At 68.2% G+C, this 19,675-nt stretch carries 15 protein-coding genes; 7 read left to right on the plus strand and 8 right to left on the minus strand.

Annotation, left to right across the window (positions count from 1 at the left end):
- Positions 1-84 precede the first annotated feature (84 nt).
- From AC5RWD_RS16995 to AC5RWD_RS17020, 6 genes are all read right to left on the minus strand, one after another.
- Positions 85-1,065: a LacI family DNA-binding transcriptional regulator gene (locus AC5RWD_RS16995; RefSeq protein ID WP_494021171.1), complete on the minus strand. Its 981-nt coding sequence runs from the start codon at positions 1,063-1,065 to the stop codon at positions 85-87.
- Between the two features lie 46 nt (positions 1,066-1,111).
- The gene (locus AC5RWD_RS17000; protein WP_494021141.1) at positions 1,112-2,026 is read right to left on the minus strand and encodes an aldose 1-epimerase family protein; all 915 of its coding nucleotides are present in this window, start codon (positions 2,024-2,026) and stop codon (positions 1,112-1,114) included.
- Positions 2,023-3,543, minus strand: coding sequence for an L-arabinose isomerase (gene araA / locus AC5RWD_RS17005; protein ID WP_494021142.1), 1,521 nt, complete (start codon positions 3,541-3,543; stop codon positions 2,023-2,025). The genes AC5RWD_RS17000 and araA overlap by 4 nt, the downstream gene beginning before the upstream one ends.
- 46 nt (positions 3,544-3,589) lie before the next feature.
- Positions 3,590-4,300 (minus strand): L-ribulose-5-phosphate 4-epimerase, encoded by a 711-nt coding sequence (locus AC5RWD_RS17010; RefSeq protein ID WP_494021143.1) that lies wholly within the window; start codon positions 4,298-4,300, stop codon positions 3,590-3,592.
- On the minus strand, positions 4,297-6,051 hold the full coding sequence (araB, locus tag AC5RWD_RS17015; RefSeq protein WP_494021144.1) for a ribulokinase: 1,755 nt from the start codon (positions 6,049-6,051) through the stop codon (positions 4,297-4,299). The genes AC5RWD_RS17010 and araB overlap by 4 nt, the downstream gene beginning before the upstream one ends.
- 106 nt (positions 6,052-6,157) lie before the next feature.
- Complete coding sequence (locus AC5RWD_RS17020) at positions 6,158-7,168, minus strand: LacI family DNA-binding transcriptional regulator (RefSeq protein ID WP_494021145.1); 1,011 nt, start codon at positions 7,166-7,168, stop codon at positions 6,158-6,160.
- 82 nt (positions 7,169-7,250) lie between these two features.
- Here AC5RWD_RS17020 and AC5RWD_RS17025 point away from each other — a divergent pair, with 82 nt between their 5' ends.
- The 4 genes from AC5RWD_RS17025 to AC5RWD_RS17040 all read left to right on the plus strand — a co-directional run bounded on the left by AC5RWD_RS17025 (position 7,251) and on the right by AC5RWD_RS17040 (position 13,954).
- Positions 7,251-8,864, plus strand: coding sequence for an FG-GAP repeat domain-containing protein (locus AC5RWD_RS17025; RefSeq protein ID WP_494021146.1), 1,614 nt, complete (start codon positions 7,251-7,253; stop codon positions 8,862-8,864).
- Positions 8,865-9,118: 254 nt separating this feature from the next.
- Complete coding sequence (locus tag AC5RWD_RS17030; RefSeq protein ID WP_494021147.1) at positions 9,119-11,341, plus strand: multicopper oxidase family protein; 2,223 nt, start codon at positions 9,119-9,121, stop codon at positions 11,339-11,341.
- A complete protein-coding gene (locus AC5RWD_RS17035; RefSeq protein ID WP_494021148.1) occupies positions 11,338-12,522 on the plus strand; it encodes a hypothetical protein in 1,185 nt (394 codons plus the stop codon). The genes AC5RWD_RS17030 and AC5RWD_RS17035 overlap by 4 nt, the downstream gene beginning before the upstream one ends.
- A 142-nt stretch (positions 12,523-12,664) precedes the next feature.
- The gene (locus tag AC5RWD_RS17040; protein WP_494021149.1) at positions 12,665-13,954 is read left to right on the plus strand and encodes an ammonium transporter; all 1,290 of its coding nucleotides are present in this window, start codon (positions 12,665-12,667) and stop codon (positions 13,952-13,954) included.
- Here AC5RWD_RS17040 and AC5RWD_RS17045 read toward each other — a convergent pair.
- A complete protein-coding gene (locus tag AC5RWD_RS17045) occupies positions 13,903-14,505 on the minus strand; it encodes a GNAT family N-acetyltransferase (RefSeq protein WP_494021150.1) in 603 nt (200 codons plus the stop codon). The two genes, AC5RWD_RS17040 and AC5RWD_RS17045, sit on opposite strands and share 52 nt — an antisense overlap.
- Before the next feature lie 3 nt (positions 14,506-14,508).
- The gene (locus AC5RWD_RS17050; RefSeq protein ID WP_494021151.1) at positions 14,509-16,443 is read right to left on the minus strand and encodes an FAD/NAD(P)-binding protein; all 1,935 of its coding nucleotides are present in this window, start codon (positions 16,441-16,443) and stop codon (positions 14,509-14,511) included.
- Positions 16,444-16,688: 245 nt separating this feature from the next.
- Here AC5RWD_RS17050 and AC5RWD_RS17055 point away from each other — a divergent pair, with 245 nt between their 5' ends.
- Genes AC5RWD_RS17055 through AC5RWD_RS17065 form a run of 3 tightly spaced genes read left to right on the plus strand, consistent with a single transcriptional unit; the run spans position 16,689 to position 19,660 of the window.
- Positions 16,689-17,786, plus strand: coding sequence for an amino acid ABC transporter permease (locus tag AC5RWD_RS17055; RefSeq protein ID WP_494021152.1), 1,098 nt, complete (start codon positions 16,689-16,691; stop codon positions 17,784-17,786).
- 5 nt (positions 17,787-17,791) lie between these two features.
- A complete protein-coding gene (locus tag AC5RWD_RS17060; RefSeq protein ID WP_494021153.1) occupies positions 17,792-18,601 on the plus strand; it encodes an amino acid ABC transporter ATP-binding protein in 810 nt (269 codons plus the stop codon).
- Positions 18,602-18,610: 9 nt separating this feature from the next.
- Positions 18,611-19,660 carry an ABC transporter substrate-binding protein gene (locus tag AC5RWD_RS17065; RefSeq protein WP_494021154.1) on the plus strand — a complete coding sequence of 350 codons (1,050 nt, stop codon included), beginning with the start codon at positions 18,611-18,613 and terminating at the stop codon, positions 19,658-19,660.
- Positions 19,661-19,675: the final 15 nt, after the last annotated feature.

Here is a 19,675-nt window from a genome sequence, read left to right on the forward strand (position 1 = left end):
CAGCCGGGGCTGGTGCGCGGCGTCGCGGCGAGTCGTGCTCCGGCAAGCCTGCTCTGCGACGAAGCCTGAGCCGGCCGGCAACACCTATGCAGGGGTAGCCGTGGAACCCCGCACCACGAGCTTGGGGTTGAGGACCGAAGCCGCTCCCGAAGGGCCATGGGCCATGTCGGACAGGAGCATCCGCATGCAGCGGGCGCCGAGCTCCTTGAAGCCCTGGTTCACTGTGGTCAGCGGCGGGACGAAATAGCCGGCCTCCGGCTGGTCGTCGAAGCCCACCACGCTGATGTCCTGCGGCACGCGCAGGCCGGCCTCGTTGAACGCACGCAGTGCCCCCAGGGCCATCTGGTCGTTCGCCGCGAACAAAGCGGTGACGTTGCCGGCTTCCGCCAGTTCCAGTCCGGCGCGGTAGCCGCTTTCGGCGCTCCAGTCGCCCTGGATCAGCACGCCCTCCGGCAGCCCGGCCTGTTCAAGGGCGCGCCGCCAGCCCTCGGTCCGGGCCGCGGCGTCAATCCAGTCCTGCGGGCCCGAAACATGGGCGATTGACGTGTGGCCGAGGTTCACCAGGTGCCGCACGGCGAGGGCCGCACCAACGCGCTGGTTCACGGCCGCAACCGTCAGGTGTTCATCCGCCCCGAAGCCCACGGCCACCAGCGGGACGGACAGTGCGATGGTGTGCAGCGATTTCAGCATCGTCTCGTGCGGGACGATCACCACGATCCCGTCCACTGACTGCAGCAGGAAGTGCTCAAGGGCGTCGTGGATGCCGGCAGCCGTCACTTCGCTGAGGCTGGCCATGCTGACGGCGTAGCCCTCGTTCCGGGCTGCCTGCTGGACGCCCAGCAGCGTGTTGGCCGGGCCGTAGTGCGCCGTGCCGGCGCCCAGGACTCCGATGGCCTGTGAACGCCGGGTGACCAGGCTGCGCGCCGCGGTGTTGCGGCGGTATCCCAGCTCGGCGATGGCGCGTTCCACGCGCTTGCGGGTCCGGGCACTGACGTTCGGATGCGTGTTCAGCACGCGTGAGACGGTCTGGTGGGACACGCCTGCGAGACGCGCCACGTCCTCCATTACGGGAGGACGTGGCGTGGTGTTTGCTGTCACTGCGCTGGACTGGTCACGTGGCGAAGATGCTCCAGGATGCCTCGTGCGTGGCGCCCGGCTCGAGCCGGATCAGGTCCACGCCGCTGTTGAAGGCATCGGGCGGGCAGGTCATGGGCTCCACGGCGAGGCCCAGCCGGTTGGGATACGGCGGCCGCTTGTCGGCGGTATGGATCTGGAGCCACTGGCAGGTGCGGTCCCAGGACATTCCGACGCCGGTTCCGCCCGGATCCCGGACCAGCAACCGGGCCTGCCCGCCGCCGTCGAACGCTATGTCCGTGAAGGCGTGGTCAATCTCGGTGGCGCCGATGGCGCGAGGCGCGCGGAAATCAAACCCGTGGCCCTCCACGGTGCGCGTTTCCTTGGGCAACAGCCTGTCCGGGGTGACCTCGAGGAACTGTCCGGCGGGGATTTCGAGGATCCACTCGTCCAGGGCCGACGGACCGGCCACCAGGTAGGGATGCGGGCAGACCCCGTAGGGCGCCGCGGTGCCGCCAACGTTCACCGCCGTGACCCGGCTGTGCAGGCCGTCCTCGGACAGCCGGTATTCGACGCCGATCCGCACCGAATGCGGGTAGCCCGGCGCTGGACCGGCGGTGCAGGAAAGCGTCACCGACGACTCGCTCTGCGACTCCAGGTCCCAGTCCAGGGGGAACACCAGCCCGTGCAGGGCACAGGCGCGCTCCGGCTCGTTGACCGGCACCTCGTACTCGCTGCCATCGAAGGTGTACCGGCCGTCGGCGATCCGGTTGGGCCAGGGCGCCGCGACGATGCCGCGGTAGTCGGGGATGGGCCCGCCCGCCGGGAACGGGACGATGAGGTCCCGACCCCGGTGGCGAAGCTCCCGAAGCGCACCTGCCTGTGCCGTGACAACGGCGGTGTACTCCCCCGCCCGGATGCTGAATTCGGTTCCGGCCCCCTGTTCGGTCACAGCCTGCCGGCCAGCCTGTAGTAGGCGGCGTTCCAGGCCAGTTCCTTCTTGAACTGCTTGAGGGTGGTGCCTTCGTCGATGGTCAGCAGCTCGGTCTGGGCGATTTCGGCGAAGTCCTCGAACACGTCCACGCCCACCTGGGTGGAAAGAACCGTGTGGTGCGCGGCCCCGGCGGTGAGCCAGGCGGCCGCGGAGGTGGCGAAGTCGGGCTTCGGTTCCCAGAGGGCGCGTGCCACCGGCAGGTTGGGCAGCGGCTCGTCGAGGTCGACGACGTCGACGGCGTTCGCCACGAGGCGGAAACGGTCGCGCATGTCGGACAGCGCCACCACGACGCCGGGGCCGGCGTCGGTGTCGAAGACCATGCGGACCGGGTCCTCCTTGCCGCCGATGCCCAGCGGGTGGATCTCGACGCGCGGCTTGGTGGCAGTCAGCGACGGGCAGACCTCCAGCATGTGGGCGCCGAGGATCCTCTCCTGGCCGGGCACCAGGTGGTAGGTGTAGTCCTCCATGAGCGAGGCGCCGCCGGGCAGTCCGGCCCCCATGACCTTGGCCGCGCGGATCAGGATGGCCGTCTTCCAGTCGCCCTCGGCGCCGAAACCGTAACCGTCGGCCATGAGCCGCTGGACGGCCATCCCCGGCAGCTGCCGCAGCTCGCCGAGGTCCTCGAACGAGGTGGTGAAGGCGGCGGAGCCGTTGGCTTCGAGGAAGCTGCGCAGCCCGAGTTCAATGCGGGCGCTGTAGCGCAGGGAGTCATGGCGGGCACCGCCGGAGCGCAGCTCCGGCGCCACGTCGTAAAGCCGTTCGTACTCGGCCACCAGGGTGTCGACGTCGGACTCCGCGGCGCCGTGCACGGCGTCGGCCAGTTCGTTGACCGACCAGGTGTTGACCGAGACGCCGAAGCGCAGCTCCGCCTCGGTCTTGTCACCTTCAGTGACGGCGACGTTGCGCATGTTGTCCCCGAAGCGGGTCAGCTTCAGGTTCCGGACGGCGGCCCAGCCGGCGGAGGCGCGCTGCCAGACACCCACCTGGCGGGCCACCTCGGGGTTGGACACGTGGCCCACGACGGTCTTGCGCGGCACGCCGAGCCGGGACTGGATGTAGCCGAACTCGCGGTCGCCGTGCGCGGCCTGGTTCAGGTTCATGAAGTCGAAGTCGATGTCCGCCCAGGGCAGTTCCACGTTCGCCTGGGTGTGCAGGTGCAGGAGGGGCTTGCGGAGCAGGTCCAGGCCCTGGATCCACATCTTCGCCGGGGAGAACGTGTGCATCCACGCCGTCACGCCGATCACCGAATCGTCGGAGTTGGCCTCCAGCGCGGTCCGGCGGATGGCGTCCGAATCCGTCAGCACGGGCTTCCAGACAAGCTTGACGGGCACGTCAGAGGATTCGTTCAGCGCGGCGGCGATCTCCTGCGACTGGGCAGCCACCTGCTTCAGCACGTCCTCGCCGTAGAGGTGCTGGCTGCCGGTGAGGAACCAGACCTCGTAGTGCTCGAGCGAGGTGTTGTTGGCGCTGGGCATTGGTGTCTCCTTTTGAAAGTCTTTGGGTGTGGTGCAGGGTGCCGGACTAGCGTCCGTATACGTTCTGGTAGCGGTCGTAGAGCGACTCGATCTGCCCCTGGTCGATGGGCAGCGGTTCCCCCAGCTGGCGTGAGATGTGGACCGTGCGGGCCACTTCCTCGCACATCACGGCGGCCTTGACCGCGGAGCGGGCGTCCTTGCCGATGGTGAACGGGCCGTGGTTCTGCATCAGCACCGCCGGCGAGTTGGAGCCCCGCAGGGTGTCCACGATGCCGCGGCCGATCGAATCGTCGCCGATGAGCGCAAACGGGCCAACCGGGATCGGGCCGCCGAACTCGTCGCCCATCATGGTCAGCACGCACGGGATCTCCTCGCCCCGCGCAGCCCAGGCCGTGGCATAGGTGGAGTGCGTGTGGACCACGCCGCCGACGTCGGGCATGTTCCGGTAGACGTAGGCGTGCGCGGCGGTGTCCGACGACGGCGTGAAGTCCGGGTTGTCCCACCGGGCCGGGGCGCCGTCGGCGTCGGCGCTCAGGTTGCTGACCGGGGTGCCGTAGAGATCGGTGACCACCATGGCCTCGGGGGTCAGGGCGTCGTAGGAGACCCCCGAAGGCTTGATGACCATGAGGTCGTAGCCCGGAATCCGGCCGGAGACGTTGCCGGCCGTCCAGACCACGAGGCCGTACCGGGTCAGCTCGGCGTGCAGTTCGCAGACCTCGCGGCGGACACGGGCAATGGTTTCCAGCAGGGCGCTCATGCCGGAACCTCCTCGGTAAGCAGGGACTGGACGTTGGCTGGCCGGGCGTTGGCCGGCTTGGCGGCGCTGCGCTGGATCGCCTTGAGCCGGTGCATGACGTCGTTGGTTCCCCTGCCGAAGTAGTCGTGGAGGGTCCGGTACTCGCGGAACAGTTCGTCGTAGGCTGCGACGTTTTCCGGGATGGGGGTGTAGACGGCGCCGGGTGCGGCACCCATCGCCTCGGAGGCAGCCCGGACATCGGCATACTTTCCGGCGGCGACGGCCGCGTGGATGGCCGAACCCAGGGCCGGGCCCTGCGTGGAGCCGATGGTGGAGAGCTGGAGTCCCGTCACGTCCGAGTAGATCTGCATGAGGAGACGGTTTTTCAGCAGGCCGCCGGCCACGATGAATTCCTTCACCGGGACGCCGGAATCGCGGAAGGCCTCCACGATGGTGCGGGTGCCGAAGGCGGTGGCTTCGAGCAGCGCCCGATAGATGTCCTCCGGCCGGGTGGCCAGGGTCTGTCCGACCACCACGCCGGAGAGCTCGTGGTCCACCAGCACGGAGCGGTTGCCGGAGTGCCAGTCGAGCGCGATCAGGCCGTGCTGGCCGATCGCCTGCCCGGCGGCAAGGTCCGTCAGGTATTCGTGGATGCCCTGTCCGGCCCCGGCGGCGGCCCGGTGGTATTCCGGCGGGACGCCGTACTTGGTGAACCAGCCGAAGATGTCGCCCACACCGGACTGGCCGGCCTCGTAGCCCCAGAGCCCGTCAACAATGCCGCCGTCCACCACGCCGCACATTCCCGGCACCTCGTGGAGTTCGGCGCCGTTCATGACGTGGCAGGTGGAGGTGCCCATGATGGCCACGAGCTGGCCCGGTTCCACAGCCTTCGCTGCCGGGGCGGTGACGTGTGCGTCCACGTTGCCGACGGCGACGGCGATGCCCTCCGGGAGCCCGGTCCAGGCGGCGGCCTCGGCGGTCAGGTAGCCGGCGGCGTCGCCCAGGCGTCCGATGGTGTGGTCCAGCTTGGCGCTGACGAAGTCCTTGAACTGGGGGTTCAGGGCGGCGAGGAAATCATCGGACGGGTAGTGCCCGTCCTGGTAGATGCCCTTGTAGCCGGCGGTGCAGGCGTTGCGGACGTAGTTTCCGCACAGCTGCCAGACGATCCAGTCAGCTGCCTCCACCCAGTGATCCATTTCGGCGTAGGCCTCGGGGTCCTCCTCCAGCAGCTGCAGACCCTTGGCGAACTCCCACTCGGAGGAGATCAGTCCGCCGTACCGCGGCAGCCAGGATTCGCCCAGCTCGGCGGCGAGCGCGTTGATGCGGTCCGCCTGCCCCTGCGCGGCATGGTGGCGCCACAGCTTCACATACGCGTGCGGCCGGTTCGCAAAGCCCGGCATCTCGTTCAGCGGGGTGCCGTCAGCCTTGACGGGCACCATGGTGCAGGCCGTGAAGTCCGTGGCGATCCCGACGACGGCGGCCGGGTCGATTCCGGCGTCAGCGATTGCGGCGGGAACAGCGTGCCGGAGCACGTCGCGGTAGTCGTTGGGCACCTGCAGCGCCCATTCACCGGGCAGGCGGGCGGCTTTTCCGTCGGCTGCGCCTGCCACGTCCGCCGGGAGCGCTTCGGTGACTACCGCGTGCGGATAGTCGAACACGCCGCTGCCGAGTTCCTTGCCGTCCCGGACCCGCACGACCACGGCCCGGCCGGACAGGGTGCCGTAGTCCACCCCGATGACATAGTTTTCGCTGCCGTCTGCTGTGACGTCCATGAATCCTCCAAATGATGGCCCGTTGCTTATCGGACTGAGACTATTGTGAGCGCTAACAACTTACTGCGTCAAGTGCTGCGGATCACGGGTTCCTGGTTCTGCCCCTTCAGGCCGGGGCGGAAGTGCTCCGGCGCACCACCAGCTCGGGCTCCACCACTGTGGTGCTGACGGTGTCCCCCTTCTCAATGGCGCTCAGCATGAGGTCCATGCAGCGCCTGCCGAGCTCCTCGAAGTCCTGGCGCACGGTGGTCAGCGGCGGGGTGAAATAGCCGGACTCCGGCTGGTCGTCGAAGCCCACCACGGAGACATCCTCGGGGACCCTGACGCCGGCCTCATTGAAGGCACGGAGCAGGCCCAGGGACATCTGGTCATTGCCCACGAACAGCGCCGTGGCGACTCTGTCCGCGGCCAGCTTCCGGCCGATCTCGTAGCCGCTGCCGGCGCTCCAGTCCCCCTCGACCACCAGGCTGTCGTCCAGCCCGGCCGCGCGCAGCGCAGCGCTCCAGCCCTCGGCACGCGCCACCGCATCAATCCAGTCCTGCGGACCGGCAACGTGGCCTATCCGGCGGTGGCCCTGCTCGATCAGATGCCCGACGGCGAGCTCGGCCCCCCGCTTCTGGTCCACCATGGCGCCGCTCACCCGCTCGCTGCCCAGCGACCCCACAGCCACCACCGGCACGCCGGGGTTCAGTTCGGCCAGGGCGAGGAGCGTCTCGGAATGCGGCACGATCACCACAATGCCGTCCACGGACTGGTCCAGGAAGTGCCGGATGGCATCGAAAATTGCCTCCCGGCTCACCGACCGCAGCGCCGCGATGCTCACGAAGTAGCCGGCGTCGCGCGCGGCCTGCTCCACCCCCAGCAGAGTGTTGGCGGGACCGTACTGGGAGAGCTCGCTGCCAAGCACGCCGATGGTCTGCGACTTCCGGGTCACCAGACTCCGCGCCGCGGTGTTGCGCCGGTAGCCCAGCTCGGCAATGGCGGCCTCGACGCGCTCACGCGTGGCCTTGCTGACGTTGGGATGGTTGTTGATCACCCGGGACACAGTCTGGTGCGAGACTCCCGCGCGCTCCGCCACATCCTCAAGCCGGGGCAGCCGGGCATTGCTTTTTGCCATGGGGTAATTGTGCGGGACCCACCGCCCTGAGGACGAATAGGCGCGGCCCGACGTAAACTGATAGAGCAAAGGAGCGCTGGCGATGGACGGCCAAGTTCATCATTCGGGGGGCGGATTTTCCGCACGGCACATGCTGACGGGCCTGCTGCTCCTGCTCTCCTTCTTCCTTGGTTCCCTGCCCGGTGCCACGCCCGCGCGCGCCGTATCGCTCAACGGGCACGACATTTCCTGGCCACAATGCCCGACGGCGGTGGGCGGCTTTGGCCTGCCGCTGCCGCCGGCGTCGTCCCAGTTTGTGGTGATCGGCCTGACGAAGGGGCTACCCTTCAAGGAGAACCCGTGCCTGGCCAGCCAGGTCGTCTGGGCAGCCAACAACCGCAAGCCGGCCCAGGCCTACACCATGGCCGCCTTCCCCACTGCCGCCCAGCTCGCCACCTACCGGTCCCAGGGACCGTGGTCGGCAGCCACCCGGGCAGGGCAGCTCTCCAATGTTGGCTACGCGGAAGCCCGGTTCGCGGCGGCAAGCCTGGCGCGGGTCCGGTTTGCGCCGCGCGTGGTGTGGATCGACGTCGAGCCCCGGCCGGCTCAGCCGTGGCCCACCGCATCTGCCGCGCAGCAGCGCGAAAACCGTTACATCGTCGAGGGCCTCATGCGTGGCCTGCGCGATTCCGGCTACTCCTACGGCCTGTACTCGTTCGCTTCGGGCTGGGCCAGCATCACCGGTTCCTGGCGGCTGCCCGGCGTTCCCGTGTGGGCAACCGCCGGCCGGCTGGATTTCCCCGGCGAAGCCCAGAACCTCTGCCGCACCGCCAGCTTCTCCGGTGGCCGCGTGTACCTGTCGCAGTGGTACGACGACGTCCGGGACTACGACCTGACCTGCGACCCCTACGCTTTCACCCCCCTGCCTGTGCCGGCGTCCACCCTGTCCCGGTCGACGGGCGATTTCAACGGAGACTGGAACACCGACATCCTGGCCCGCGTGAGCGCGACGGCCGAACTGCGGCTGTACCCGGGGAACGGCCGCGGGGGCAGGCTGCCGGGCGTGCGCATCAGCACCGGCTGGAACGGCTTCAGCGCCCTTGAAACACCCGGTGACTTCAACGGCGACGGCCCGCAGGACGTCTTTGCCCGGGAGGCCGCCACCGGATATCTGTGGATGTACCGAGGCAACGGCACCGGCGGGTTCCTCCCCCGGATCCGGCTCGGCACAGGCTGGAACAGCTTCAACGCGATCATCGGCCCCGGTGATTTCAACGGCGACCAGCGCGTGGACATCCTCGCACGCGAGTCTGCCACCGGATTCCTCTGGTTGTACCGCGGCAACGGCACAGGCGCATTCCTGCCGCGGATCCGCGTGGGCACCGGCTGGAACGCCTTCAGCGCCCTGGTGGGCCCGGGCGACATGAACGGCGATGGCGCCGCCGACATCCTCGCACGGGAGGCGGCCACGGGCGTCCTGTGGCTCTACCGCGGCAGCGGCACGGGCGGCTGGCTTCCCCGCGTCCGGGTGGGCGCAGGCTGGAACGCCATGACCGCCGTCGTAAGCCCCGGTGACTTCAACGGCGACCGCAACCCGGACCTGCTGGCGCGCGACGCCGCCGGCGTCCTGTGGCTCTATCCCGGGCTGGGCACGGGACAGTTCGCCGCCCGGGTGCGCATCGGCGCAGGCTGGAACGGGCTCGCCCCGCTGTTCTAGCAGCCTGTTACTTGGCCGTAGCCCTATGACGGCCACCCCCTTATACCCATCTCATTGAGGGGTATGCACCGCACCCGTCCAATGTTTTCCCAAGCCCCGGCCCGCACTGTAGTTGCGCGGGGCAACGACAAGCGCAGCCGGCTTCCGCAAGGCCAGGATTTCCCGGTGCAGAAACCGCTGGGGCAAGACCCTGGGAAGGCTCGAATACCAGGGCCAGCAGGCCATTCTTTTTGCCCCGAAGGAGGCGCATACCCATGTCAGAAGAAACCGCCACGGCAAACGGAGTGTCGACGAACAAAGTGTCCCGCCGCAACCTCTTGCGGCTCAGTGCGGCCGGGGGCGCCGGCGCGGCCCTCGTCGCCGCCCAGGGCTGGGCAGGCCCGCTGCTCGCGCAGAAGGGGCTCCTTTCCCCCGACGGCGCGTTCGCCGCTTCGTCCACCGCCCTCGGTGATCTGCTGTTCTACATCGAGGCATTCCCCACCAGCCCGCTGATCCTAACGCCCTTCCAGGACCAGCTGCCCATTCCCAAGGCCCTGGCCCCCACGCCTGCCGTGGGTGACGGCTTCACGAAGGGCTACACGGAGTGGAACGACCCGCCCGGACCCGGGCAGGGCCAGCAGAGTTCCTTTAAGAATGAGCAGCACCAGATCTGGCCCTCGAAGCTGAGCTACCCGGACCCCCTGGTCTACAAGATCGACCTCCTGCTGAGGCAGCACGCGTTCACCACCTCGCAGGTGCTGCCCATTGACGCGAACGGCCGCCCCACGATTTCCTTTGACGAGAAGCGCAAGACGTACCCGGCCGGGACCAAACGCACGCTGCCGCTGAGCACCATCTACGGCTTCAACGGAACCTTCCCCGGCCCGATGATCAACGCCGAATACGGCAGGCCGGCGCTGGTCCGGTTCGAGAACCACCTGGACGAAAACCCGCTCAACCTGGACCGCCAGGATTTCGGTTCGCCGGACTGGTCCTTCCTGACCCATCTGCACAACGGCCACACGGCCCCGGAGAGCGACGGCAACCCGCACTACACCATGGTGAGCGGGCCCAAGTATGAGGGCTACATGCCGCAGACGTTCTGCGACAACCTGTACCTGAACTGGCCCGCCGGCGGCGACGACCGGGAAAAGCAGAGCTTCTTCTGGTTCCATGACCACCGGATGGACCACACCGGTTCCAATGTCTACAAGGGCATGGTTGGCCTGTACCCGATCTATGACCCGAAGGACGGCATGGATATGGGCGATGAACGCCAGGGCCTGCGGCTTCCGGGCGTCCGGAAGGACAACCCGGACGGGTCCTTCGACGTCGACTACGACGTCCCGCTGGCCTTCTACGACTGCCGGCTGGATGACGGCGTCACCATGCACAAGGACATCCACGACGTGCAGAAGGAGTTCCCGGACGCCAAGAATCCGGCAAAGCACCCTGAGTGGTGGGGCAAGACCTTCTACAAGCACTTCCCCAACCACGGGTTCGTGGGCGATATCTTCACCGTGAACGGCACCGCCTACCCGGTCATGGAGGTGAAGCGGCGCAAGTACCGCTTCCGGTTCCTGGACGCTTCCATCGCCCGGATCTATGAATTCAAGCTGATGAGCTCCACGAAGGGACCGAAGACCTCCGCCTCGCTCGGTTACAAGGGTGATGAGCTGGAGGGGCAGTACCGTATCCCGGACGCCCAGCAGTGCATGCAGTTCACCCAGATTGCGTCCGACGGCGGCCTGTTGCCGTTCCCGATCAAGCGCGATTCCTTTGAGCTGTGGCCGGCCAAGCGACGCGAGGTGGTGGTCGACTTCACGCGGTACCAGGACGGAACACCCACCACCAAGGGCGACGTCATCTACCTCACCAACGTGATGAAGATGCCCAACGGGCGGATGTGGAGCAATTCGTCCCGGTTCTCGCCCGACCCCGCCTACAAAGTCCCGGTGCTCAAGTTCGTGATCGGCGACGACGCACCGGACGACAGCGAGATCCCCGTGAAGATGCGCGACCTTCCGCCGCTGCCCAGCAACTGGCAGAGCCTGCTGGACAACCGGCTGATCTTCGATGTGGAGCGCGGGTCCGGCGGCGGCGAAACCGAGTGGCTCATCAACGGCAAGCCCTTCACCCCGAACACCGTTGCCACCAGCCTCAAGAACCGGGCTGGCCGCTCGCCGCTCGCCCAGCAGAAGAAGGGCAGCTACAACCTCTGGGAAATCCGCAACGGCGGGGGCGGCTGGGTCCATCCCTTCCACCTCCACATGGAGGAGCACCGGACCGTCATGCGCAACGGCAGGGACGTCACCCGCGGCGGCGACAAGGGCCATCCCGACGATGTGTCACGTGAGGACCTGGTGGCCCTGGACCCGGGCGAGTCCGTGATCATCTACCGCGGGTTCCGGGACTTCGTGGGGCCTTACGTGGCCCACTGCCACAACCTGGCGCATGAGGACCACGCCATGATGTTCGGCTGGGAGATCACGCCATGACGGCGGTCCCCGCGGCCGCCGCCGGCGGAAACAGCACCCGGAACAGCAGCGGGACCGGCGCGCAGGCGCCGGTCCGACCCGCGGTCCCGTGGCTCACGGTCATCCCGCTGGCGGCAATGATGGCCTACGCTGACGGCTTCTGGATGGTGTCCCTCAGGGGGGCCGTGGGGGCCATCGAACGCACCCAGGAGCCGTTTCTCAGCTGGCTCCGGGAATCAACCGTGCTGCTACCGGTGTTTGTCCTGGCCGTGGTTGCGGCCGTGACGCTGGCGCTGCGGTGGTTTGGGCCGGTACTGGCGGGCAGGAAGGCATTCGTCACGACCGCGCTGTTGATCGCCGCGGCCGGCACGGTGGCCGGGACGCTCGCGCTGGCCGCCAGCCAGGCCTGGGACTACGCCCTGCAGCACGATCTGATGAGCATCCTGCACCATGCATCCTCCGCCCAGTCAGTGGAACAGCTGGACCAGTCCTCGCTGGGCCTCCAGCTGGCAGCCTTTGGCTATGGCGCCGGCCTGCTCCTGGTCACCAACCTCGTGGTGACCGGGTGGACGGTGGCCATCCGCGGCGGGCGGCTGGAGGTCAGCCGGCAACAGAAGGCAACACCGGCCCGCACCCGGCGCCGGGCGCGGGCCGGCCGTGCCCGGACGGGCGCCACGGATCTCAGGCAAACGCTGGCGGCGGTGGCACTGTTCGGCTGCGCCGCCATCCACCTCGCGGTCATACCGGACCACATCGACCACTGGGTGGTCGCCAGCGCCTTCTTCCTTGCCCTGGCGATGGCGGAGCTAGCCTGCGGCGTCCTGCTGCTGGGACAGGCGGGGCTGAGCGTCCTCGTTGCGGTCGCGGCCGCCGCCGCGGTTCCGCTGGCACTGTGGGCCTGGTCCCGCACGTCCGGGCTGCCGTTCGGCCCCAACTCAAATGTGCCCGAGCCTGCGGGCCTTGCTGATGCTGCCGCGGGCCTCCTCGAACTGGCCACCCTGGTGATCGCCGTCGTTCTGCTCCGTGCCAGGCGCAGCCGCGCCGTCAGGCCGGAGAGGCGGACGGCGGTGTCGGCCCACCTCCGCGCACTGGCCGTGGTGGGGGCAATCGCCATCGGCTCCCTGGGCGTGGCCGGAGCCGTGCCCGGCATGCTCGGCGATGTTGACACCTCAGGGAAAACCACCCACAACGCCACGCATTAGGCGCGCACTACACGCGCTTGTGACAAGCAATTTACATGGCCGAAACCTACCGCGGTTTCCGGCGCCATATGTTGTGGGGACACACGGCATTCGTCCGGTCTCAGCAAAATGCCACCCACCGATTTACTGAGTGGAGTTCAAAATGAACGCTGGAGATGTTGCCTGGATCCTCGCAAGTTCCGCACTGGTGTGCATGATGATTCCCGCCCTGGCCCTCTTCTACGGGGGCATGGTGGGATCGCGCCGGATCCTGAACATGATGATGATGTGCTTCGGCGGGGCCAGCCTCGTGGCCGTGCTGTGGGCACTCTTTGGGTACTCGATGGCCTTTGGCAATTCCGTGAACGGCCTGGGCCTGATCGGGGACGTCACGCAGTACGCCGGCCTCGAGCCGATGCTGACCGATAACCCGAATGCTTCCCTGCCTGCGGCGCTGTTCACGGCCTTCCAGCTGTTTTTCGCTTGCGTCACCACCGCGCTGGTTGCCGGCGCGGCCGCCGGGCGTATGAAGTTCGGCGCCTGGATGGTGTTCGCCGGTGTGTGGGCCACGCTGGTCTACTTCCCCATCGCGCACTGGGTCTTCGCATTCAGCTCGGCGGACGGCTCGGTGACGGGCGGCTGGATCGCCAGCGGCATCAAGGCCATCGACTTCGCCGGCGGAACAGCCGTGCACATGAATGCCGGCGCCGCCGCCCTCGCCCTGGCCCTGGTCCTGGGCCGCAGCTCCGGCTGGCCCAAGATGGAGCACTCCAAGCCGCACAGCCGGCCCCTGGTGCTGGTGGGCGCAGGCCTGCTCTGGGTGGGCTGGTTCGGCTTCAACGCCGGCTCCGCGCTGACCGCCGGCCATTCGGCGTCGGTGGTGTTCCTCAACACTGCTGTGGCGGCAGCCGCCGGCCTGCTCGCCTGGGCTCTCGTCGAACGGATCCGGCACGGCGCCACCACCAGCATGGGCGCAGCCTCGGGGCTGGTCTCCGCGCTCGTGGCCATCACCCCCGCCTGCGGAGCGGTCAGCCCGCTGGGCGCGGTGGCCATCGGGGCCATCGCCGGCGCTGTTTGCTCACTGGCCATCGAGTGGAAGTTCCGCCTCGGCTTCGACGATTCCCTGGACGTGGTGGGGGTGCACCTCGTGGGCGGCATCATCGGCACGCTCCTGATCGGCATCTTCGCCACGGACAGCGCACCCAACGGCGTCAGCGGCCTGCTGTACGGCGGCGGCCTGACGCAGCTGGGCATCCAGTCGCTCGCTACAGTTGCCGTGCTTGCCTACTCCTTCGGCCTGACCTGGGTGATCGCCAAGGTGGTGGACATGGCCATGGGCCTGCGCATCCACGAGGAGGACGAACTCCGCGGCATCGACATCGCCGCGCACTCCGAGCTCGCCTACCTGACGGACGAAGACCCCGTGAACCTGGGCTCCTCGCCCAGGTCCTGAGTCTGGCCGCCCGCGGGGACAGCCAGGTCCTTCGTGAACGCCAGCGGACCTATGGTCTCAGGGTCGGCAGTGAGGTCGAACTGCGCCGTATACCCGGTGTTCAGGTACAGGTGTTTGGCCTCCGGCTGGCGCGGCCCCGTGGTGAGGTACACGCCGCTGTACCCGCGCTCCGCGGCCAGCCGCTCCAACTCCGCCAACACCCTCCGGGCCAGGCCCCGCCGGCGGTGTGCCGAGTGCGTCCAGATACGCTTGAACTCGGCGGTTTCCGCGTCGTACCGGCGGTAGGCTCCGCCGGCCACGGACTCGCCGTTCTCCTGGATGATCAGCAGGGCACCGGACGGCGCCTCGAATTCCTCGGCCGGATACCTGTTCAGTTCCTCCGCGGCCGCGCCCCGGCCGAACAGGTCGCCGTAGCGGGTGTCGTATTCGACGGCGAGCTCGTCCAGGAGCGGCCGGACCCGGGGATCGTGCATGGGCAGTTCCAGGACGGTGAGGTCGGCAGGGGTTGTTACCCTTTGCCGGGTTGCTTCCAGTTGCGCATCCAGTTGCATGGTTCAGGCCTTTCCGACGGCGGCAGCTGTGCGTGGCCGGCCGGCGCCGGACACCGCTTCAAGTATTTTTCGGGCCAGGGCGTCGTTCTCCCGGAACGGCGCCGCGTTGGTGCCGGGCCGGGCAAACGCGCCCGCTCCCCAGCCGGAGGTCCCGGGGCCGATGCCGAACAGGCGGCTACGGGTGCTGCCGCCGCGGCCCACAATCCGGTGGCCTGAGGTGATCAGGAGCCGGCCGGTGGAGTGGCCGCCGTCGGACGTGAGCAGGTGCTGCTCCGCGCCCAGGCCCGTGCCGTGCAGCGAGCGGAGCAGCGGGCTCGCGGAGCGGACCACGGCGGGCCCGGGCAGCCGCGCCTCGATGAAGGCCTTCGTCCGCACGCTTACCGGCGAGTGCGCGGACGTGGCCACGAATTCACCGGTGGCGTCGTCGGCGGCGACCGCCAGGCCCGGTCCCAGGAAGTGCAGCAGTCCGGCGCGGTGGACGGCCAGCATCTCGCGCAGGCGGCGCGGCGGCGGTCCGGAATCCACGAAGCTGAAGAACCCGTGCCACCAGACGTGCACATCCTCCTGCGAGCGCGCGTTCAGCCGTTCGGGCGGGACCAGCCTGCCCAGCTCCATGTACACCTTCAGCAGGGCCAGGAACAGTGCCAGCGTTTCCGGGTGGTCGGGTCCGGTCCGCAGTTCGAGGTCATGCTCGATGTACGCGGCCACCGCCGTCTGGACCTCATCGTGGCCGGCAAAGAGCCGCCCGGCGAACGGCTTGTCCAGCCGTTCGAGGTCCAGGTGCAGCTCCGGATCCGGCACGGCCGCCGAGACGAGCTCGCGGCGGGCGCTGCTGTACCAGTCGAGGGCGGCAAACCGTCCGGCGAACTCGTCCCAGCCCAGCGCCACGCGCTCCGGGCTGCCGGTGAACAGTTCGCGGTAGTAGCCGTAGCCGGCGTCCTTCGCGATCAGGGGCCAGAGGTGGGTGCGGAAGTCCAGTTCGACGTGCTCGGCCAGGAGCGCGTCCACGGCGTCAGCGGTGAAGAACCGGGGCGCCGCCGCCGGTTCGCCGCGCAGGGCCACGGAAATCTTGGAGTGGAACGGCACGCCCCGGCGCGAACCTGCCCAGAGCCTGGGCTCGGCGCCGGACGGAAGGTAGCGCAGCCCGCCGTCGGCCGCCTCTTCAAAACGGCCGCCGCGGCCTTCGGTGAGCAGCACCAGCAGGTCCACGAACGCCAGGCCCATGCCCGAGACGATGACGTCCTGGCCGGGTGCGATGGGTGAATAGTCGACGTCCGTGGTGTAGCTGGGTGCCGCATGGAAGCCGCCGTTCCGGGCCGCGAACGCGGACCAGGCAGCGGAGCGGGCATCCGGCTCCGCGTCCGTGTGCCCTACGGCGGTGATCACGACGTCGGCGTGCAGGGTGCCGCCGCCGGCCAGCCGCACGCTGTACCCGTCGTCGTCGCCGCCCTCTGGTTCGACGCTCTCCGCGGTGTCGCGGTGGACGGTGACGCGGACATCGCTGCCCAGGGCGCGGACGGCGCGGCGGAAGAACCACTCGAGGTACTTGCTCTGCAGCTGGCGGGTGGGAAAGGTGCCGCCCGTCAGCGAGCGCAGCTGCTCCTGCAGGTGCGGCGGCAGGGCCGGCGCGTCGGTGACGGAACCGTCCAGGATGCCGGCAGCCCACGCTGCCAGGCCGGGCCCCTCGATGGCCGGCCCCTCGCAGACCACCGAGGAGTCGGTGAACATGGTGACGTCCTGCGCGGCGGAATTCAGCATCAGCCCGGGGTACTGGTCGTAGCGCCAGATCCTGCCGGATCCGGGCTCGTACGGTTCCACGATGTGGATCTGCAGCGGACCCTCCGCCAGCCCGGGCCTGTTGGCTGCGAGCCGTTCGAGGATGCCGGCCGTGCGCGGACCACCGCCGATGAAGACCACGGATGGGTGCTGCGCTGGCATCGGAAACTCCTGGTTGGAAGGGCTCGGAGCACTCAATCTAGGGTCTGGACAAACCGCAGGTCGAGGGCCCTGTCACGGCCGTTCACCCCGCGTAACGGCGCGTAAATCAGCGCAAGAATTCGTCTCATGACGCCCCGCTAAGCCGCGTGAACGAATGAAACGGACGGCTTTGCCGGACCTTCCGGGCGCACCTAGATTTGCAGCCAACTACCCCGAATGACCAGCCGGAAGAAGCGAGATGGCGCATGAGTTCAGCAGCAACCAGGACGCCCCAGTCCCCACCTGAGGCACAATCGCCGTCCGAGGCCCCGGCCCCATCTGTCGCACAGGCCCCATCTGAGGTGCAGTCCCGCACTGACGCGCCGGCCGCCAGCGGAGCGCCGTCTTCGGCGGAGCCGGCCCGCCCCACCGCCGAACTGCGTGCCGCCGTCGACTACGCCGACTACCGGCTGGTTCCCGCCCGCCGCCCGTGGCGCTGGGTGGGCACCGTGCTGGTGGCACTCGGGGTGGCTGCCGTGGTGTGGTCCCTGGCAACGAACCCGCGCTGGGAGTGGGGTGTGGTGGCCCAGTGGTTCACCGCCAAGTCCGTGGTGAACGGCCTGCTGGAAACCCTCAAGCTCACGGCCATCTCCGGGGCGCTCGGCTTCATTCTGGGCTTCATCCTCGCCCTGATGCGGCTGTCCGCCTCGCCGCTGCTGGTCTCCGTGTCCTGGACGTTCTCGTGGATCTTCCGGTCCACCCCGCTGCTGGTCCAGATGCTCCTCTGGTACAACCTGGGCTACCTCTACGAGAAGATCAGCCTGGGCATCCCGTTCACGGACATCCGGTTCTTCGAGGCGCAGACCACCACCCTGATCAGCCAGTTCGCGGCCGCGGTGCTGGGCCTGACGCTGAACCAGGCCGCCTACTCGGCCGAGATCATCCGCGGCGGCATCCTGTCCGTGGACCAGGGCCAGCTCGAGGCAGCGGCCGCCCTGGGCATTCCCGCCTGGCGCAGGTCCACCCGGATTGTGCTGCCCCAGGCCATGCGCGCCATCCTGCCCACGGCCTTCAACGAGATCATCGGACTGGTCAAGGGCACCTCGATCGTCTACGTCCTGGCCTACTCCGAGCTCTTCTACACCGTGCAGGTCATTTACAACCGCACCCAGCAGGTCCTGCCGCTGCTGCTCGTGGCCACGCTCTGGTACGTGGTGATCACCTCCGTGCTCAGCGTGTTCCAGTACTACATCGAGCGCCATTACTCCAAGGGTGCGGTGCGCACCCTGCCCCTCACGCCGCTGCAGAAGGCCCGGAAGTTCTTCGCCACCCACGCCCCGGTCAACACCGCCGGAAGGAAATGATTCCGATGAGCACAACACTTGAGGCCCCCGCCGCCACGCGCGGCCTTGTGGAAATCACCAAGGTCCGGAAGTCCTTTGGCCCCACCGAGGTCCTGAAGGGCATCTCCCTGACGGTGGAGCCCGGCGGCGTGGCCGTCATCGTCGGCCCTTCGGGTTCCGGGAAGTCCACCCTGCTGCGGACCATCAACCACCTGGAAAAAGTTGATGCCGGGTTCATCGCCATCGACGGCCAGCTGGTGGGCTACCGGGTCAAAGGGAACAAGCTGCACGAGCTGCCCGAGAGGGACATCCTGAAGCAGCGCACCGAAATCGGCATGGTGTTCCAGAACTTCAACCTGTTCCCGCACCTCACGGCGCTGGAGAACGTGACCGAGGCGCCCGTCGTCGCGCAGGGACGGTCACAGGCCGAGGCCCGCGAGCGCGGCCTGGAGCTCCTGGACCGCGTGGGCCTGCGGGACCGTGCCGGCGCGTACCCCCGCCAGCTCTCCGGCGGACAGCAGCAGCGCGTCGCCATTGCCCGGGCCCTGGCACTGGACCCCAAAATCCTGCTCTTCGACGAGCCCACGTCCGCCCTTGACCCCGAACTGGTCAACGAGGTGCTGGACGTGATCCGCGAGCTGGCCAAGTCCGGCACCACCCTGATCATCGTCACGCACGAGATGGGCTTTGCCCGTGACGTCGCGGACACCGTGGTGTTCATGGACCAGGGGCAGATCGTCGAACAGGGCAAGCCCCAGGACATTTTCACGAACCCGCAGGAAGAACGCACCAGGAGTTTCTTCTCCAAGGTGATCGAACCCGCCTTCAACATCTAAGGAACTCCCATGGCACTCTTCTCCAGACAGCGCCGCAACGGTGCGCTGCCCGCCGTCGTTCTTGCCGGCGCGCTGCTGGGCACCGCGGCCCTGTCCGCCTGCTCCGATCCCGGCGCCGCCGCGTCCGGCGGTTCAGCCGGTACCGCATCAGGTGCGGCGACGACGGCGGCCCGCAACGGCGTCGTCTACAACACCTCACCGGACCAGCAGCGGATCCGCGCCGAAAAGGACGCCGCGCTGGCCGTCAAGGTGCCGGCGCTGATCGGCAAGGACGGCAAGCTCTCGGTGGCCACCACCGCCGCTTCCATCCCGCTGTCCTTCCACGCCACGGACGACAAGACGCCCATCGGTTCCGAGCTGGACATCGCCCAGCTGGTGGCTGACAAGCTGGGCCTGGAGCTCGACATCCAGGTCACGTCCTGGGAGAACTGGCCACTGAAAACACAGTCCGGTGACTTCGAGGCCGTGTTCTCCAACGTGGGCATCAACAAGGACCGGGTGAAGCTGTTCGACTTCGCCAGCTACCGGGCTGCGTACATGGGCTTCGAGGCCAAGAAGTCCTCGTCCTACAACATCCAGGGCGCGGACGACATCTCCGGCCTGAAGGTTTCCGTGGGGTCGGGCACCAACCAGGAGAAGATCCTGCTGGCCTGGAACAAGGAGCTTGAGGCCAAGGGCAAGGAGCCCGCCAGCCTGCAGTACTACTCGTCCGACGCCGACACCATCCTGGCGCTGTCCTCCGGCCGGACCGACCTGAACATCGCCCCCTACCCCTCGACCGTCTACCGGGAAAACACCCGCGACGACCTCAAGATTGTCGGCAAGGTCAACGCCGGCTGGCCGTCCGAGACCCTGGTGGCCGCCACCACGCTCAAGGGCAACGGCCTTGCGCCGGTGATCACCGAGGCACTGAACTCCGCCATCAAGGACGGCTCCTACGCCAAGGTGCTGGACCGCTGGGGACTGTCCGAGGAAGCCCTGCCGGAATCCAAGACCGTGACCGAGGCAAACTTCGCGGGCACCCAGGCCGGGACAACCCAGACGGGGGCTGCGAAATGAAGTTCCAGGGGCTGG

The organism is Arthrobacter sp. CMU6, assembly GCF_059090205.1.

Bases quoted from the DNA above. Each gene is read 5' to 3' on its own strand.
- AC5RWD_RS17045 (WP_494021150.1), bottom strand. From the start codon at position 14,505: ATGCAACTGGATGCGCAACTGGAAGCAACCCGGCAAAGGGTAACAACC.
- araA (WP_494021142.1), bottom strand. From the start codon at position 3,543: ATGCCCAGCGCCAACAACACCTCGCTCGAGCACTACGAGGTCTGGTTC.
- AC5RWD_RS16995 (WP_494021171.1), bottom strand. From the start codon at position 1,065: ATGGAGGACGTGGCGCGTCTCGCAGGCGTGTCCCACCAGACCGTCTCA.
- AC5RWD_RS17065 (WP_494021154.1), top strand. From the start codon at position 18,611: ATGGCACTCTTCTCCAGACAGCGCCGCAACGGTGCGCTGCCCGCCGTC.
- AC5RWD_RS17050 (WP_494021151.1), bottom strand. From the start codon at position 16,443: ATGCCAGCGCAGCACCCATCCGTGGTCTTCATCGGCGGTGGTCCGCGC.
- AC5RWD_RS17025 (WP_494021146.1), top strand. From the start codon at position 7,251: ATGGACGGCCAAGTTCATCATTCGGGGGGCGGATTTTCCGCACGGCAC.
- AC5RWD_RS17060 (WP_494021153.1), top strand. From the start codon at position 17,792: ATGAGCACAACACTTGAGGCCCCCGCCGCCACGCGCGGCCTTGTGGAA.
- AC5RWD_RS17020 (WP_494021145.1), bottom strand. From the start codon at position 7,168: ATGGCAAAAAGCAATGCCCGGCTGCCCCGGCTTGAGGATGTGGCGGAG.
- AC5RWD_RS17035 (WP_494021148.1), top strand. From the start codon at position 11,338: ATGACGGCGGTCCCCGCGGCCGCCGCCGGCGGAAACAGCACCCGGAAC.
- AC5RWD_RS17010 (WP_494021143.1), bottom strand. From the start codon at position 4,300: ATGAGCGCCCTGCTGGAAACCATTGCCCGTGTCCGCCGCGAGGTCTGC.
- AC5RWD_RS17030 (WP_494021147.1), top strand. From the start codon at position 9,119: ATGTCAGAAGAAACCGCCACGGCAAACGGAGTGTCGACGAACAAAGTG.
- AC5RWD_RS17040 (WP_494021149.1), top strand. From the start codon at position 12,665: ATGAACGCTGGAGATGTTGCCTGGATCCTCGCAAGTTCCGCACTGGTG.
- AC5RWD_RS17055 (WP_494021152.1), top strand. From the start codon at position 16,689: ATGAGTTCAGCAGCAACCAGGACGCCCCAGTCCCCACCTGAGGCACAA.
- araB (WP_494021144.1), bottom strand. From the start codon at position 6,051: ATGGACGTCACAGCAGACGGCAGCGAAAACTATGTCATCGGGGTGGAC.